At 72.1% G+C, this 14,261-nt stretch carries 18 protein-coding genes; 5 read left to right on the top strand and 13 right to left on the bottom strand.

The features are described 5' to 3' along the window. Positions 1 to 16 precede the first annotated feature (16 nt). The 3 genes from sdhA to sdhC are packed head-to-tail and all read right to left on the bottom strand — an operon-like array spanning position 17 to position 2,702. Complete coding sequence (gene sdhA / locus LV457_RS05325; protein WP_232169507.1) at positions 17 to 1,771, bottom strand: succinate dehydrogenase flavoprotein subunit; 1,755 nt, start codon at positions 1,769 to 1,771, stop codon at positions 17 to 19. 17 nt (positions 1,772 to 1,788) lie between these two features. Then, on the bottom strand, positions 1,789 to 2,256 hold the full coding sequence (locus tag LV457_RS05320) for a succinate dehydrogenase hydrophobic membrane anchor subunit (protein WP_232169506.1): 468 nt from the start codon (positions 2,254 to 2,256) through the stop codon (positions 1,789 to 1,791). Further along, positions 2,253 to 2,702 (bottom strand): succinate dehydrogenase, cytochrome b556 subunit, encoded by a 450-nt coding sequence (sdhC, locus tag LV457_RS05315; protein WP_255701606.1) that lies wholly within the window; start codon positions 2,700 to 2,702, stop codon positions 2,253 to 2,255. Before sdhC ends, LV457_RS05320 begins: the two co-directional genes overlap by 4 nt. A gap of 199 nt (positions 2,703 to 2,901) precedes the next feature. Here sdhC and LV457_RS05310 point away from each other — a divergent pair, with 199 nt between their 5' ends. Genes LV457_RS05310 through LV457_RS05300 form a run of 3 tightly spaced genes read left to right on the top strand, consistent with a single transcriptional unit; the run spans position 2,902 to position 5,736 of the window. Beyond that, on the top strand, positions 2,902 to 3,294 hold the full coding sequence (locus tag LV457_RS05310) for a cytidine deaminase (RefSeq protein ID WP_232169505.1): 393 nt from the start codon (positions 2,902 to 2,904) through the stop codon (positions 3,292 to 3,294). A gap of 52 nt (positions 3,295 to 3,346) precedes the next feature. Continuing rightward, complete coding sequence (locus tag LV457_RS05305) at positions 3,347 to 4,651, top strand: thymidine phosphorylase (protein ID WP_232169967.1); 1,305 nt, start codon at positions 3,347 to 3,349, stop codon at positions 4,649 to 4,651. Further along, positions 4,648 to 5,736 (top strand): adenosine deaminase, encoded by a 1,089-nt coding sequence (locus tag LV457_RS05300; RefSeq protein WP_232169504.1) that lies wholly within the window; start codon positions 4,648 to 4,650, stop codon positions 5,734 to 5,736. Before LV457_RS05305 ends, LV457_RS05300 begins: the two co-directional genes overlap by 4 nt. A gap of 76 nt (positions 5,737 to 5,812) precedes the next feature. Here the strand turns inward: LV457_RS05300 and LV457_RS05295 are convergent, their stop codons facing one another. From LV457_RS05295 to LV457_RS05265, 7 genes are all read right to left on the bottom strand, one after another. Continuing rightward, entirely contained in the window at positions 5,813 to 5,986 is a 174-nt protein-coding gene (locus LV457_RS05295; protein WP_232169503.1) for a hypothetical protein, read from the bottom strand. A gap of 47 nt (positions 5,987 to 6,033) precedes the next feature. Continuing rightward, positions 6,034 to 6,306 (bottom strand): hypothetical protein, encoded by a 273-nt coding sequence (locus LV457_RS05290; RefSeq protein WP_232169502.1) that lies wholly within the window; start codon positions 6,304 to 6,306, stop codon positions 6,034 to 6,036. A 65-nt stretch (positions 6,307 to 6,371) separates the two neighbouring features. Continuing rightward, on the bottom strand, positions 6,372 to 7,676 hold the full coding sequence (locus LV457_RS05285) for a primosomal protein (protein WP_232169501.1): 1,305 nt from the start codon (positions 7,674 to 7,676) through the stop codon (positions 6,372 to 6,374). 36 nt (positions 7,677 to 7,712) lie between these two features. Further along, complete coding sequence (locus tag LV457_RS05280; protein ID WP_232169500.1) at positions 7,713 to 8,027, bottom strand: YbaB/EbfC family nucleoid-associated protein; 315 nt, start codon at positions 8,025 to 8,027, stop codon at positions 7,713 to 7,715. Continuing rightward, on the bottom strand, positions 8,027 to 8,209 hold the full coding sequence (locus tag LV457_RS05275; RefSeq protein WP_232169499.1) for a hypothetical protein: 183 nt from the start codon (positions 8,207 to 8,209) through the stop codon (positions 8,027 to 8,029). The genes LV457_RS05280 and LV457_RS05275 overlap by 1 nt, the downstream gene beginning before the upstream one ends. Continuing rightward, positions 8,184 to 9,284: a C40 family peptidase gene (locus tag LV457_RS05270; RefSeq protein WP_232169498.1), complete on the bottom strand. Its 1,101-nt coding sequence runs from the start codon at positions 9,282 to 9,284 to the stop codon at positions 8,184 to 8,186. Before LV457_RS05270 ends, LV457_RS05275 begins: the two co-directional genes overlap by 26 nt. Beyond that, on the bottom strand, positions 9,281 to 9,580 hold the full coding sequence (locus tag LV457_RS05265; RefSeq protein WP_232169497.1) for a type VII secretion target: 300 nt from the start codon (positions 9,578 to 9,580) through the stop codon (positions 9,281 to 9,283). The genes LV457_RS05270 and LV457_RS05265 overlap by 4 nt, the downstream gene beginning before the upstream one ends. Before the next feature lie 64 nt (positions 9,581 to 9,644). Here LV457_RS05265 and upp point away from each other — a divergent pair, with 64 nt between their 5' ends. Next, a complete protein-coding gene (upp, locus tag LV457_RS05260; protein ID WP_232169496.1) occupies positions 9,645 to 10,268 on the top strand; it encodes a uracil phosphoribosyltransferase in 624 nt (207 codons plus the stop codon). Here the strand turns inward: upp and LV457_RS05255 are convergent. Together LV457_RS05255 and LV457_RS05250 are read right to left on the bottom strand one after the other, a co-directional pair. Then, positions 10,265 to 11,854, bottom strand: a complete 1,590-nt coding sequence (locus LV457_RS05255; RefSeq protein WP_232169495.1) for a phospho-sugar mutase — start codon at positions 11,852 to 11,854, stop codon at positions 10,265 to 10,267. The genes upp and LV457_RS05255 overlap by 4 nt on opposite strands. Further along, positions 11,847 to 12,311 (bottom strand): MarR family winged helix-turn-helix transcriptional regulator, encoded by a 465-nt coding sequence (locus LV457_RS05250; RefSeq protein WP_232169494.1) that lies wholly within the window; start codon positions 12,309 to 12,311, stop codon positions 11,847 to 11,849. Before LV457_RS05250 ends, LV457_RS05255 begins: the two co-directional genes overlap by 8 nt. A gap of 74 nt (positions 12,312 to 12,385) precedes the next feature. Here LV457_RS05250 and LV457_RS05245 point away from each other — a divergent pair, with 74 nt between their 5' ends. Beyond that, positions 12,386 to 13,519 carry an AbrB family transcriptional regulator gene (locus LV457_RS05245; RefSeq protein WP_232169493.1) on the top strand — a complete coding sequence of 378 codons (1,134 nt, stop codon included), beginning with the start codon at positions 12,386 to 12,388 and terminating at the stop codon, positions 13,517 to 13,519. Here LV457_RS05245 and LV457_RS05240 read toward each other — a convergent pair. Beyond that, on the bottom strand, positions 13,465 to 14,259 hold the full coding sequence (locus LV457_RS05240) for a purine-nucleoside phosphorylase (RefSeq protein WP_232169492.1): 795 nt from the start codon (positions 14,257 to 14,259) through the stop codon (positions 13,465 to 13,467). The two genes, LV457_RS05245 and LV457_RS05240, sit on opposite strands and share 55 nt — an antisense overlap. Positions 14,260 to 14,261: the final 2 nt, after the last annotated feature.

The following is a 14,261-nucleotide window of genomic DNA, read 5'->3' as shown; positions in this document are numbered from 1 at the left end:
TCGTCAGCGGTCATGATCAGTACTTCCGTTCCATCGGCTCGTACCGCGTCTGGACGACGGGCTTGTAGTCCAGCGCGATGTCGCTCAGCAGGTCGGTGCCCTGCTTGTACGCCATGGTGTGGCGCATGTAGTTGGTGTCGTCGCGGTGCGGGTAGTCCTCGCGGGCGTGGCCGCCGCGCGATTCCTTGCGGTTCAGCGCGCCGACGACGGTGACCTCGGCCAGCTCCAACAGGAAGCCCAGCTCGATGGCTTCGAGCAGGTCGCTGTTGAAGCGTTTGCCCTTGTCGTGCACCGAGATCCGGCCGTAGCGCTCCTTGAGCGCGTGGATGTCGGTGAGCGCCTGCTTGAGCGTCTCCTCGGTGCGGAACACCGCGGCGTTGTTGTCCATCGACTGCTGCAGCTCGCCGCGGATGTCGGCGACGCGCTCGTTGCCGTGCTCGGAGAGGATGTCGGACACCCACCCGACGACCATCGACGCCGGCTTCTCCGGCATGTCGACGAAGTCGTGGTGCTCGGCGTACTCGGCGGCCGCGATGCCGGCGCGGCGGCCGAACACGTTGATGTCGAGCAGCGAATTGGTGCCCAGCCGGTTCGCACCGTGCACCGACACGCACGCGCACTCGCCGGCGGCGTAGAGCCCGGGCACGGCGCTGTCGTTGTCGCGCAGCACCTGGCCGTTGACGTTGGTCGGGATGCCGCCCATGACGTAGTGGCACGTCGGATAGACCGGCACCAGCTCCTTGACCGGGTCGACGCCCAGGTAGGTGCGGGCGAACTCGGTGATGTCGGGCAGCTTGGCTTCGAGCACGTCGGCGCCCAGGTGCCGCACGTCGATGTAGACGTAGTCCTTGTTCGGTCCGGCGCCGCGGCCTTCGAGCACCTCGAGCACCATCGAGCGGGCGACGATGTCGCGCGGCGCGAGGTCGACGATGGTCGGCGCGTAGCGCTCCATGAACCGCTCGCCGTCGGCGTTGAGCAGCCGGCCCCCCTCGCCGCGCACGGCTTCGGAGATGAGGATGCCGAGCCCGGCCAGGCCCGTCGGGTGGAACTGGTGGAACTCCATGTCCTCCAACGGAAGTCCCTTGCGGAACACGATGCCCAGCCCGTCGCCGGTGAGCGTGTGCGCGTTGGAGGTGGTCTTGTACATGCGGCCCGAGCCGCCGGTGGCGAACACGACCGACTTGGCGTGGAAGACGTGGATGTCGCCGGTCGCCAGCTCGTAGGCGATGACGCCGGTCGCGACCGGGCCGGACGACGTCTCGGTCAGCGCGATGTCGAGCGCGTAGAACTCGTTGAAGAACTGCACGTCGTGCTTGACGCAGTTTTGGTACAGCGTCTGCAGGATCATGTGGCCGGTGCGGTCGGCGGCGTAACAGGCGCGGCGCACGGGGGCTTTGCCGTGGTCACGGGTGTGCCCGCCGAACCGGCGCTGGTCGATGCGGCCCTCGGGGGTGCGGTTGAACGGCATCCCCATCTTCTCCAGGTCGAGGACGGCGTCGATCGCCTCCTTGCACATGATCTCCACCGCGTCCTGGTCGGCGAGGTAGTCGCCGCCCTTGACGGTGTCGAAGGTGTGCCACTCCCAGTTGTCGTCCTCGACGTTGGCCAGCGCCGCGCACATGCCGCCCTGCGCGGCGCCGGTGTGGCTGCGGGTGGGGTACAGCTTGGTCAGCACGGCGGTCCGCACGCGCGGGCCCGCCTCGACCGCGGCGCGCATCCCCGCGCCGCCCGCGCCGACGATGACGACGTCGTACCGGTGTTCTTGAATCATGGTGTGCGGCTCCCGATTTACCCGATGTTCGGGTCGAAGGTGACCAGCACGTACGTGCCGAGCACCAGGATGAAGATCAGCGACGTCGCCAGCAGGGCGTTGAGCCAGAACCGGGTGACCGGCTTGCGGGCGTAGTCGGCGATGATGACGCGCAGTCCGTTGCCGCCGTGCAGCTGGGCCAGCCACAGCAGCAGCAGGTCCCAGGTCTGCCAGAACGGCGACGCCCAGCGCTGCGCCACGTAGTTGAAGTCGACGCGGTAGACGCCGTTGTCCCACATGAGCATGACGAACAGGTGGCCGAGCGCCAGGAACACCAGCACGATGCCCGAGAAGCGCATGAAGAGCCAGGCGTACTTCTCGAAGTTCGGCAGGCCGCTCGCGCGCCGCGGGGCGCGGGGGTTGTCCAGCGCGGGCGGCCGGTCGTGGCTGCGCTGCAACACCGGGGCTTCGGGGCCGCGCTTGTTCTCGGCTGCTGGTGCGCTCACGCGAATCGCTCCCACATGTGGATGCCGATGACGCCCAGCGAGGCGATCATCACGACGAGGAAGATGCCGGCGACGACCCAGAGCATCTGCCGCTGGTAGCGGGGACCTTCCGACCAGAAGTCGATCAGGATCACCCGGATGCCGTTGAGGGCGTGGTACAGCACGGCGGCGACGAGGCCGATCTCCATCAACCCGACGATCGGCGTCTTGTAGGTCTCGACGACGGAGTTGTAGGCCTCCGGGCTGACGCGCACCAGGGCCGTGTCGACGACGTGGACGAACATGAAGAAGAAGATCGTCGCGCCGCTGATCCGGTGCAGCACCCACGACCACATGCCAGGGTCGCCGCGGTACAGCGTGCGCCGGCGCCTCGGCTTCTCCGGTGCGACGGGACCCTCGGACGTCTGGGAATTCGCAGCCGGCCGAGCGGTGGTGGGAGTACTCATCAGGCCTCCAACGCCTTCGGTGGACGCTTGTCGGTTGGGCTAACCGTGGGCGACTCTAGACCCATTGTCGTCGACGTAAGCACCGCGAAAATTGCCGGTCTGACCCGGGGCGTCGAAGTTAGGGTTACCTGCATCAACAACCGAGGTGAGCGAATTGTTTCGACCGAATCGGTACGGTCGCCCCAGAATGGCGTGACAGATGGCCGAAATCGACTGGAAATCGTTGCGCGACAGCGCTTTCGCCGTGTCGCGGCATGCGTATGCACCCTATTCCCGCTTCGCGGTCGGAGCGGCGGGCTTGACCGCTGAGCAGCGCATCGTCGTCGGATGCAATGTGGAAAATGTCTCATATGGCCTGGGTCTCTGCGCTGAGTGCGCTGTGGTGTGCGCCCTGTTCGCCCAGGGCGGCGGTCGGCTGATCGCGCTGTCGTGCGTCGACGCGGCCGGAGCCCCGCTGATGCCGTGCGGGCGGTGTCGCCAGGTGCTGCTGGAGCACGGCGGCCCCGAGCTGCTGATCGACCATCCCGACGGGCCGAAACCGCTGGCAGAGCTGCTTCCCGACGCGTTCGGCCGCCACGACCTGAACCGCTGACTCCTACCATGGCGGGGTGATTCCCGAAGGGCTGCGCGCCGTACCGGACGGCATGGCCGACGTCACGGCACCGTCAGTTCTCGACGTCATCCGCACCAAGCGCGACGGCCACCGCCTCGACGACGCGGCCATCGACTGGGTGGTCGACGCCTTCACCCGCGGCGACGTCGCGCCCGAGCAGATGTCGGCACTGCTGATGGCGGTCTTCCTGCGCGGCATGGACCACGCCGAGATCACCCGCTGGACCGCCGCCATGATCGCGTCGGGGGAGCGGTTGGACTTCTCCGACCTTCGGCGCGACGGCCGCCCGGTCACCCCGGTCGACAAGCACTCGACCGGCGGGGTCGGTGACAAGATCACCATTCCGTTGGTGCCCCTGGTGGTCGCGTGCGGCGGGGTGGTGCCGCAGGCGGCCGGCCGGGGGCTGGGCCACACCGGCGGCACGCTCGACAAGCTGGAATCGATCGCCGGGTTCAGCGCGGAGCTTCCCGTCGCCCGGGTGCGTCACCAATTGTCCGCCGTGGGTGCCGCGATCTTCGCCGCCGGCGACCTCGCGCCCGCCGACCGCAAGATCTACGCGCTGCGCGACGTCACCGGCACCACGGAGTCGCTGCCGCTGATCGCCAGCTCGGTGATGAGCAAGAAGCTCGCCGAGGGCGCCGCCGCGCTGGTGCTCGACGTCAAGGTGGGGCGGGGAGCGTTCCTCAAGGAGCTCGACGAGTCCTACGAGCTGGCGCGGACCATGGTGGCGCTGGGCAGCGATGGCGGCGTGCCCACCCGGGCGTTGCTCACCGACATGAACGTGCCGCTCGGCTACACCGCCGGCAATGCGCTGGAGGTCTCGGAGTCGCTGGAGGTGCTGGCCGGCGGCGGGCCGCCCGACGTGGTGGAGCTGACGCTCGCGCTGGCCGCTGAGCTGCTCGACGCGGCCGGGCTCGACCACCGCGATCCCGCCGACGCGCTGCGCGACGGCTCGGCGATGGACTGTTTCCGGGCGCTCGTCGCTGCGCAGGGCGGGGACCTTGCCGCACCCCTGCCCATCGGCGCGCACACCGAGACCGTCACCGCCTCCGAGGGCGGCATCATGGGGGACATCGACGCGATGGCGGTGGGAATGGCGGCGTGGCGACTCGGCGGCGGTCGCTCGCGTCCGGGTGAGCGGGTGCAGCCGGGCGCGGGCGTGCGGTGGCACCACCGGCCCGGCGAGCCCGTCGCCGCCGGTGCGCGGCTGTTCACGCTGCACACCGACACCCCCGAACGGCTGCCCGTCGCGCTGGCCGCCCTCGACGGCGGCTGGTCGGTCGGGCCCGACGCACCGCCGGTTCGGCCGCTCGTCATCGATCGGATCACGTCATGACCACACCGCTCGACCTGCCCAACATCCGCCGCGCACCCAAGGCGCTGCTGCACGACCACCTCGACGGCGGCCTGCGCCCGGCGACGGTGCTGGAGCTGGCCGCCGAGACCGGCTACGACGCGCTGCCCGCGACGGACGAGGCCGCGTTGGCCGACTGGTTCCGCACCGCCGCGCACAGCGGGTCGCTGGAGCGCTACCTCGAGCCGTTCGCGCACACCGTCGGCGTCATGCAGACGCCCGAGGCGCTGCACCGGGTCGCCTACGAATGCGTGCAGGACCTGGCGGCCGACGCCGTGGTGTACGCCGAAATCCGCTTCGCGCCCGAACTGCACATCGATCGCGGGATGACGCTGGACGCCGTCGTCGACGCGGTGCTGGCCGGGTTCGCCGACGGCGAGCGGGCGGCGGCCGCCGACGGCCGCGCGATCACGGTGCGCTGTCTGGTGACCGCGATGCGTCACGCCGCCCGCTCGCGGGAGATCGCGGAGCTCGCGATCCGGTTCCGCGACGCCGGGGTCGTCGGCTTCGACATCGCCGGCGCCGAGGCCGGCTACCCGCCGTCGCGCCACCTCGACGCCTTCGAGTACCTGCGCAACCACAACGGCCGCTTCACCATCCATGCCGGGGAGGCGTTCGGCCTGCCGTCCATCCACGAGGCGATCGCCTACTGCGGCGCCGACCGGCTCGGGCACGGCGTGCGGATCGCCGACGACATCGAGCCGGCGCCCGACGGCTCCGCCCGCCTCGGCCGGCTGGCGGCGCTGCTGCGCGACAAGCGGATCCCGTTCGAGATGTGCCCGTCGTCCAACGTGCAGACGGGCGCCGTCGCGAGCATCGCCGACCATCCGTTCGACCTGCTCGCGCGGCTGCGGTTCCGCGTCACCGTCAACACCGACAACCGGTTGATGAGCGACACCACCATGAGCCAGGAGATGCTGCGGCTGGTCGAGGCGTTCGGCTACGGCTGGAGCGACTTGCAGCGGTTCACGATCAACGCGATGAAGTCGGCGTTCATCGGCTTCGACGAGCGGCTGGCCATCATCGACGACGTCATCAAGCCGCGCTACGCCGTGCTGGTCGGGTGAGTGGGCGGCCACACCCCCGAGGCGAAGGGCACCCGGCATGTCCAGCGGCGATCGCCGAGACGATTGATCGGTCGGGTCAGCCCAGCAGCACGTACTCGGTGAGCACCGCGACACCGGCGCCGAATGCGGCGGCCAACGCACCGACGCCGAACGACTTGGTGCGTTCCCACGGCAGCGTGACGGCGGCGAGTGCTAGCGGTAGCGCCGGAGCCAGCGGCCACAGAAAGCCGAAGCCCAGCATGAGGGACATCGTGCCGACACAAAGGCCCGCGAGTAGCGGCAACGGGCGGTGAGACGTCACTGCCATAGTGACCCGATCGCGGTCAGCAGCGCACCCAAGCCGATGAGCAAGCCCCCGGTCAACGGCGCGATCGACAGCACCACCCCGGCGCTCCGAAGAAGTGTCCGCCGACCAAGCGTCATCATCGCGACGCCCACGACGAGCATGACGAGACATCCGGCGCCGATGACGAGCCGGGCCGTACCGGTGGACGGCGGCGACGGCGAAAAGACCGTCAGTCGCACAACGACTGCCCACATCGCTCCCCCGAGGCCGGCACCCGCGAACACGCTTGGCACCCAAGCGATCCGAGTGGACTCGCTACGAGCTGTTGCCATCACCGCGGTGCAAGGCGCTATTCCCGGCGCAGCCGGGACTCCACGAAGGTCTCGGCCTTCTCCCATTGCTTGGCGGCGTCGGCCTGTGACGCCGTGGGCTTGGGACCGCCGTCGAGCAGGTGTGCGACGTAGGAGCCGAGCGGCTGGTCGGGCTTCAGCAGCTTGTCGACGGTGTCGTCCTCGCTGTAGTCGCCGACGTCGCGCAGCAGCTCGACCGCCAGCGCGAACTGGTCCTTGTCGACCGCGCCGTCGGACAGGTCGTCGGCGATGCCGGTGAGCACGTAGACGTTGTCGTCGATGACGTCGACGTGCAGCGAGCCGTCCGTGGCGGCCGTGCGGATGTTGTCGTAGGTCGCCAGATCCGACAGGTCGTGGTCGTGCTCGTCGGCGAGGTAGCGGGCCAGCGTGCGCTCGGAGCCGAACACGCTGATCCGGCCGTTGCGGCCCAGGAAGATCGGCCGGTCGTCGTAGTAGCAGCGCAGCGTGTAGAAGGTGCCCGCGCCGGCGATGATCCGCACGGGGTCGATGCCGACCTTCTCCCAGAAGTCCGCGTCGCTGCCGAGCACCACGTCGTCGGAGGTCGCGGCCGGCGCGGCGGGCGCTTCGGCCTCGGCCTCGGCCTCGGCCTCCACCACCTCGGTGTCCTCCGTGTCCTCCGTGTCCTCGGAGTCCTCGGTGTCTTCGTCGAGCTCGCCCGCTTCGGCGGCGGCGGCGCGGCGCTCGGCCGCCTCGGCCAGTTCGGTCTCGGCTCGCTTGGCGGCTTCGGCGTCCACCTCTGGCACCGTCACCACGGCGTCGATGGCGTCGAGCACGCCGTCCCAGCTGCGCAGCACCAGCGCGCCGATGTCGTCCCAGCGCTTCTGCCCGTCGCGGCCGGTGAACAGTTCCGGCCCGCCGCCCAGCGTCGTCAGCACTGGGTTCCCGTTGAAGAATTTGGTGACTGCGGGCAGCTCGCACACCGTCCCGAGGGATTGGGCAACGGCCAGCGTGTTGTTGAGCCGTGCCACGGAGTCGGCGGTGGGGTCGTCGGCCAGCAGCTCCGGCACGCCGACCAGGTCGAATCGGCGGGTGTCGCTGGGCTCGCAGCGCTCGGCGGGGCCGTCGGCCAGCTCCTGCCAGGCGGGGTGATCCGCGAGGTCGTGATCGGTGCTCGTCCGCACGAACGCCACCAGGTCGGCCACCGACGCAAACGCGTAAAGGTCCTCGTCCTTGCCGAGGAAGCCCTCCCACTCGTCGCCCGCGTCACGCCAGCGGGGCGCCCACAGCGTGTACAGGTCGCCCTCGGTGAGCCCGAGCTGGATCGCCACGATGTCTGCAGCCATGCGGCACAGCGTAGCGACGGCGACCGCACCGCCCGGTCATGTCCCCAGCGCGCGGACCAGTTCGGCGAGCAGGGCGGCGCGGCGGTGCGCTGCGTCGGCGGAGGCGGCCGCGGCGGCGGCGACGATCAGTTCGCCGAGGCGGTGCACGGGCAGCCGGACGGCGTCGTCATCGATCCGCAGGCCGGTCAGCGCCCCCGCGGCGTCCACCTCGGCGACCACGCCGTCGGCTTCGGCGGTGCCGCGCAGCGCCGGCAGGCCCGTGCTGGCTTCGGCGAGCACGCGAAGGGTCCGAGCGCTGCGGGCCATCGTGTCGTCGAAGCGGCGGGCGGCGGCCGCCAGATCGGCGTCCATCAGCGCGCCGCGCGGCAGGCGGCCAGCACCTCGTCGGCGAGCACCCGGCCGCCGCGGCGCGCGAGGTCGGCGGCGATGTCGACGCGCAGCGGCAGCCCGCGGTCGGACACCCACACCCGCAGCGTGTGCTCGGCGTTGGTCACGATGGCGGCGACCTCAGGCGGTGGGTCGGAAGAAGCCATGGAATCCCTGCCCGATGTTGGTGGTGCGCACCGGGTTGATCTGCACCGGGTCGCCGGCCTCGACCATCATGCCGTTGCCGATCACCATCGCGACGTGCCCGTCCCACACCGCCAGATCGCCCGGCAACAACCCGTTCTGCGGCACCTGTGCGCCGATGTCCTGCTCCTGCGCCAGCCGCGGGATGTCCAGCCCCGCTTCGCGGTACGCCCACTGCGTCAGCCCGCTGCAGTCCAGGCCGACGCCCGGCGTCGTGCCGCCCCAGTCGTAGGGCACGCCGAGCTGCGTCAGGGCGTTGCGCACCGCGTCGGCGGCGACCGCGTTGGGCGCCGTGGCGGTGCTGCCGTCGGGCAGCTCGATGAGCTCGCCCTCACCGAATGCGGCCGGATCGGCCGGCGCGCTCATCGGGTCCATGGCGGCGCCGGCGATGTCGGACAGCGGCCCCATCGTGGGCGACATGGCGCCGCCGCCACCCAGGCCCGCCGGCGCCATGGCCGGGGACGCCATCGCGGGCGTGGCGGCGGTCGCCGGAGTGGTCGGCGGAGCCTGGCCAGGTGGCGGAGCCTGGTCCGGTGGCGGAGCGGCGGCGGCCGACGCGTCGGCGTCCAGCCGCCCTTCGAGCTCGTCGACGACCTCGATCGCCTCCCGGATCGCCTGCTCCGCGGCCGCCACCAGTTTCTCGGCCACCCCCGGCTCGTCGAGGTGCGGCTCCAGCTCGCCGACGGTGCGCTCGAACCGGTCGGCGATGGCGTCGAGGCGCGACCGCGCGTGGGCGACCTCGTCCGCGGCGCCCGACGCCACCGCGGCGAGCCGGCCGGCGTGGTCGGCGTCGGACCCCAGGGCGGTGACCGCGCGGTGCGACGCGCCGGCCGCGCCGTCGGCTGCGGCACCCGACCAGAAGTCGGTCAGCCCGTCGGTGGCGGTGCGTCCGGTCTGCGCGAGGTCGTCGAGCGCCGCCTGCGCGGCCCGCAGCTGTGCGGCCGGATCGGCCCCGGGCTCGTCGAACTGCCCGGTCCCCACCAGCTCACGAAGCGCAAGCACCGGCTCGAGCAGCGCAGCGCCCAGCGCGGTGGTCACCCGAGCGCCCCGAGGTGCGCGCGCGACCGCGCCTCGGTGGCGTCGAACGCGACGGCTGCGGCCTCGACGAGCCGCCCGGACCGGTCGAGGTCGTCCCCGATCGCCGTCATCCGGGCGGCGACCGAGCCGGCGGCGGCGTGCAACGCGCCGAGGAAGCGGGCGCCGACCGGCCCGAATGCCGACACCGAGGCGTCAAGGCGCAGGTCGGCGAGCGGGCTCGCCGCCGCCCGCATGTCCTCGGCCAGGACGGTGGTGCGGGCGCCGAACCCGCGGATGGCGTCGGTGTCAGCGTGCATACCCGGCTTGGACGTCTCGTCGTCCGGCGCGGTTCCTGGCGCCCCAGGGTTAAGGTCGCGTGCCATGGACGTCCGCGTCGTCGACCACCCGCTGGCCGCCGCGCGGCTGACTACATTGCGTGACGAGCGCACCACGAACGCCGTGTTCCGCGCCGCGCTGCGCGACCTCACGCTGTTCCTCGTCTACGAGGCGACCCGTGACGCGCCGGTGGCCGAGCTGCCGGTGCGCACCCCGCTGGCCGACACCATCGGGTACCGGCTCGCCGCGCCGCCGCTGTTGGTGCCGGTGCTGCGGGCCGGGCTGGGCATGGTGGATCAGGCGCACAGCCTCATCCCCGAGGCGCAGGTCGGCTTTGTCGGCGTGGCCCGCAACGAAGAGACGCACGAACCGACGCCGTATCTGGAGTCGCTGCCCGACGACCTGCGCCGGCGGCCGGTGCTGGTGCTCGACCCGATGGTGGCGACCGGCGGGTCGATGGTGCACACGCTGGAATTGCTCACCGCCCGCGGGGCACAGGACATCACGGTGATCTGCGTGGTGGCGGCGCCGGCGGGGCTGGCGGCGCTGGAACGCGCGGTCCCCGGCCTGCGGGTGTTCACCGCCGCCATCGACGACGGCCTCAACGACATCGCCTACATCGTGCCGGGACTCGGCGACGCGGGCGACCGGCAGTTCGGTCCGCGTTAGCCCGTCAGGAGATCGGTGCCCGCCGCCGCGAACTCGTCGGCCCAGCGCCGGGCGTGCTCGCGGGCGGCGACCAGATCGTCCTCGACCGGCACCCGAACTTCGATGTAGCACTTGACCTTCGGTTCGGTGCCCGACGGCCGCACCGCGACGCGCAGCGTGGTGCCGCCGCGACGGCCCGTGAAGATGAGCGCGTCGGTGCGTTCGCGCAAGTCCTCGACGGCGACGTCGACACCGGCGAGCCGCGCCGGCGGATGCGCCCGCAGCCGGGACATGACCGCCGCGGCATCGCCGACGCGGACGGACACGGCGGTGGTGTGGTGGACGCCGTGGCGGCGCGCGAGCGCGTCGAGCCGGTCGGGCACCGACGAGCCGGCGTCCCGCAGCCGGGCGACGAGGTCGCAGGCCAGCACCGCGGCGCTGATGCCGTCCTTGTCGCGCACCGCGGCCGGGTCGACGCAGTGCCCGATGGCCTCCTCGTAGGCGTAGCGCAGATCGTCGCCGGCCGCCCGGGCGAGCCACTTGAAGCCGGTGAGCGTCTCGACGTGCCGGGCGCCGTGGCAGGCGGCGATCTCGGCCAGCAGGCGCGACGACACGACGGTGCTGGCGACCGTCGCCGGCCCAGGCGCCGCGGACAGGATGTCGTCGCCGAGCAGCCAGCCGGTCTCGTCGCCGCTGAGCATCCGCCAGCCGGCCGGCGTCGGGACGCCGAGCGCGCACCGGTCGGCGTCGGGATCGAGTGCCACCGCGACGTCGGCGTGTACCTCCGCGGCGAGCGCCAGCAGCGCGTCGACCGCACCGGGCTCCTCGGGATTGGGGAACGCGACGGTCGGAAACGCCGGGTCGGGGGCGAACTGACTTGTGACGGTGGCGATGTCGTCGAATCCGGCGCGGCGCAGGACCCGCAGGGCGGTGTCCCCGCCCACACCGTGCAGCGGGGTCAGGGCGACCCGCACACCGCCGGTGCCGCGCCGCACGGCGGCCGCGCGGTCGACGTAGGCGTCCACGAGGTGCGCCCCCGACGGTTCCACCGGCACGCGCGGCACCGTGTTGGCGGGCGGCGCCGCGGCGATCAGGGCCTCGATCTCGCGGTCGGTGGGCTCGACGATCTGCATGCCGCCGTCCAGATACAGCTTGTAGCCGTTGTCGGTGGCCGGGTTGTGCGAGGCGGTGATCTGCACGCCGGCCACCGCGCCGGTGTGCCGGACGCTGTAGGCGAGCACCGGCGTCGGCAGCGGCTCCGGCAGCAGCGTCACCGCAAAGCCGTGCGCCGCAAGCACTTCGGCGGTCGCGGCGGCGAACTGCTCGGAGCCGGTGCGGGCGTCGCGGCCGACGATCACCGGGTCACCGTGGCGTCCCCGTCGGGCCAGCAGCTGCGCCAGCGCCCACGTCGTGCGGGTCACGACGGCAAGGTTCATCCCGTTGGGCCCGGCGCGCAGCGGCCCGCGCAGGCCCGCCGTTCCGAACGTCAGCGACCCGGCGAACCGGTCGGCCAGCTCGGTGGGGGAGCAGGCCGCGAGCTCGGCGGCGGCCGACGGGTCGGGATCGCCGGCCAGCCACTGCCGGACGGCGTCGGCGAGATCAGTCATGGGTCAGGTCGGCGGCCGCGAGCTTGCGCAGCACCGGGGCGGTGAGCATGAGCAGGTCGTACTCCAGCGCGGTCAGCGTCTCGCGCATGGTGTCGCGCAGCCACGTGTCGCGCTCGGCGCGGTCGACGGCCAGCAGGTCGGCGCCGGCGTCCGTCAGCTCGACCAGCTGGCGACGCCGGTCCGCCTGATCGGGGCGGCGCGCGATCAGGCCGCGGTCCTGCAGCACGTTGATGCTCTCGGTGAGCGACTGCACCCGCACGTTCAACCGGCCGGCCAGCTCGGCCGGTGTGGTGACGCCGGTGCGGTGGATCTCCGCCAACAGCTCCAGCTGCGTGAGCGTCAGCCCGTGGTGCGGACGGTGGCGGCGCAGCTGCCGGGCCAGCGCCATGACGGCCTCCCGGAGCTCGGTGGCAGCGGCCGGGGTGTCCCGTCGCGGTGCGGCCACGGACGTCGTCATCACCAAGTCTCTCCTTGTGTTTTGCCGCGTTATGCCGAGTGCACGGCCGGCGACGCCAAGTGTAGCCTTGCAATATGGCCCGGACGACCACCCACCGAGCACACCTGCGGAACTGGCTGCTGCTGCTGGCCGCCACGGTGGCCGCGACGGTGCCGCTGGCGCTCATCGGCGTGCCGTCGGCGCCGCTGTTCGCCGCCCTCGTCGTCGGCATCGGGTTTGCGCTGTCGCCGCTGGCCCCCGGGCGGGTGCCGCGTCGGCTCGGTGTCGCTGCCCAAGGCGTCCTCGGCGTCTACATCGGCACCATGGTCCAGCGCGACGCGCTCGGTGCGCTCGGCTCCGACTGGCCCGTCGTGCTCGCCGTCGCCGTCGGCACGCTCGCGGTGAGCGTCGCCGGCGGCGCACTGCTCGGTCTGCACCGCGAGGTCACCCCGCTGACCGGCGCGCTGTCGCTGGTCGCGGGCGGTGCGTCGGGGCTCGTCGCCATCGCCCGCGAGCTCGGCGGCGACGACCGCATCGTCGCCGTCGTGCAATATCTGCGCGTCGCGCTGATCACCGCGTCGATGCCGATCGTCGTCACCGTCATCTACCACGCGGACAAGTCGCACTCCGCGATGGCGGCCGACGGTGGTGGCGGTGCGGCGCCGCTGTATCTCGCCCTGCCGCTGCTGGTGGCGATCGTCGTCGTCGGCGCCTACGCCGGCCGCCGCATCCACCTGCCCGGAGCGGGGCTGCTGGGGCCGATGGCCATCACCATCGCCCTGCAGCTGACGGGCGCGTCGTTCGGCCTGAACGTGCCGATCGCGTTGGTCGCGGCGGGATACGTCCTCATCGGCTGGCAGGCCGGGCTGGCCTTCACCCGCGAGGCGCTGCGCACCGTCGAGCGCATCCTGCCGGCCGCCTTTGCGCTGATCGTGGCGCTCAACGTCGCCGCGGCCGGCCTGGGGCTGCTGCTGTCGCAGATCACCGGGATGAGCCTGCTCGACGGTTACCTCGCCACCAGCCCGGGCGGCATCTACGCCGTGCTGGCGACCGCGGTCGAGACCGGCGCCAACGTCACCTTCGTCATTGCCGCCCAGGTCATCCGGGTGCTGCTGATGCTGTTCACCGCGCCGCTGCTGGCGCACGTCGTGCTGCGGCTCGGCGGCCGGGGCGCTCAGAGCCGCGCGCAGACCTCCGCCAGCAGGGCACCCATCCGCGTCGCCGACTGACGGCCCGCCGCCAGCACCTCCGAATGGTCGAGTGGTTCGCCGGTGATGCCCGCCGCCAGGTTCGTCACCAGCGAGATACCGAGCACCGCGGCGCCGCCGGCACGCGCCGCGATGGTCTCGTGGACGGTGGACATGCCGACCAGGTCGGCGCCGAGCGTTCGCAGCATCCGGATCTCCGCCGGCGTCTCGTACTGCGGTCCGGGCATGCCCGCATACACGCCCTCGGCCAGCGACGGGTCCACCTCGCGGGCCAGCGCGCGCAGCCGGGCGCCGTAGGCGTCGACCAGGTCGACGAACTGCGGGCCCACCAGCGGCGAACGGCCCGTCAGGTTGAGGTGGTCGCTGATGAGCACCGGCTGTCCCACCCGGTAATCGGGATGCAAACCGCCCGCGGCGTTGGTGAGGATCACCGTGCGGACGCCCGCCGCGCAGGCGGTGCGCACCGGATGCACGACGTGGCGCAGGTCGTGGCCCTCGTAGGCGTGGATGCGACCGGCGAGCACCAGCACCCGGGAGTCCCCGACCGGTACGGACGACACCGTGCCGCCGTGGCCCGCCGCGGCGGGCGGGGAGAATCCGGGCAGCTCGGCCATCGGCAGCTGCGCGGTCGGTGCGCCCAGCGCGTCGGCCGCGGGCGCCCAGCCCGACCCGAGCACCACCGCCACGTCGTGACCCGTCACGCCGGTGCGGTCGGCGATGACGGCCGCGGCCTGCTGCGCCGCCGCCGGGGTGTCGGTCATGT

The organism is Mycobacterium sp. MYCO198283, from assembly GCF_021213805.1.
Classification (GTDB): Bacteria; Actinomycetota; Actinomycetes; order Mycobacteriales; family Mycobacteriaceae; genus Mycobacterium.
This window is presented reverse-complemented; position numbering and strand designations above follow the sequence as displayed.

Bases quoted from the DNA above. Each gene is read 5' to 3' on its own strand.
- sdhA (WP_232169507.1), bottom strand. From the start codon at position 1,771: ATGATTCAAGAACACCGGTACGACGTCGTCATCGTCGGCGCGGGCGGC.
- sdhC (WP_255701606.1), bottom strand. From the start codon at position 2,702: ATGAGTACTCCCACCACCGCTCGGCCGGCTGCGAATTCCCAGACGTCC.
- LV457_RS05310 (WP_232169505.1), top strand. From the start codon at position 2,902: ATGGCCGAAATCGACTGGAAATCGTTGCGCGACAGCGCTTTCGCCGTG.
- LV457_RS05305 (WP_232169967.1), top strand. From the start codon at position 3,347: ATGGCCGACGTCACGGCACCGTCAGTTCTCGACGTCATCCGCACCAAG.
- LV457_RS05300 (WP_232169504.1), top strand. From the start codon at position 4,648: ATGACCACACCGCTCGACCTGCCCAACATCCGCCGCGCACCCAAGGCG.
- LV457_RS05295 (WP_232169503.1), bottom strand. From the start codon at position 5,986: ATGTCCCTCATGCTGGGCTTCGGCTTTCTGTGGCCGCTGGCTCCGGCG.
- LV457_RS05285 (WP_232169501.1), bottom strand. From the start codon at position 7,676: ATGGCTGCAGACATCGTGGCGATCCAGCTCGGGCTCACCGAGGGCGAC.
- LV457_RS05280 (WP_232169500.1), bottom strand. From the start codon at position 8,027: ATGGACGCCGATCTGGCGGCCGCCGCCCGCCGCTTCGACGACACGATG.
- LV457_RS05275 (WP_232169499.1), bottom strand. From the start codon at position 8,209: ATGGCTTCTTCCGACCCACCGCCTGAGGTCGCCGCCATCGTGACCAAC.
- LV457_RS05265 (WP_232169497.1), bottom strand. From the start codon at position 9,580: ATGCACGCTGACACCGACGCCATCCGCGGGTTCGGCGCCCGCACCACC.
- upp (WP_232169496.1), top strand. From the start codon at position 9,645: ATGGACGTCCGCGTCGTCGACCACCCGCTGGCCGCCGCGCGGCTGACT.
- LV457_RS05255 (WP_232169495.1), bottom strand. From the start codon at position 11,854: ATGACTGATCTCGCCGACGCCGTCCGGCAGTGGCTGGCCGGCGATCCC.
- LV457_RS05250 (WP_232169494.1), bottom strand. From the start codon at position 12,311: ATGACGACGTCCGTGGCCGCACCGCGACGGGACACCCCGGCCGCTGCC.
- LV457_RS05245 (WP_232169493.1), top strand. From the start codon at position 12,386: ATGGCCCGGACGACCACCCACCGAGCACACCTGCGGAACTGGCTGCTG.
- LV457_RS05240 (WP_232169492.1), bottom strand. From the start codon at position 14,259: ATGACCGACACCCCGGCGGCGGCGCAGCAGGCCGCGGCCGTCATCGCC.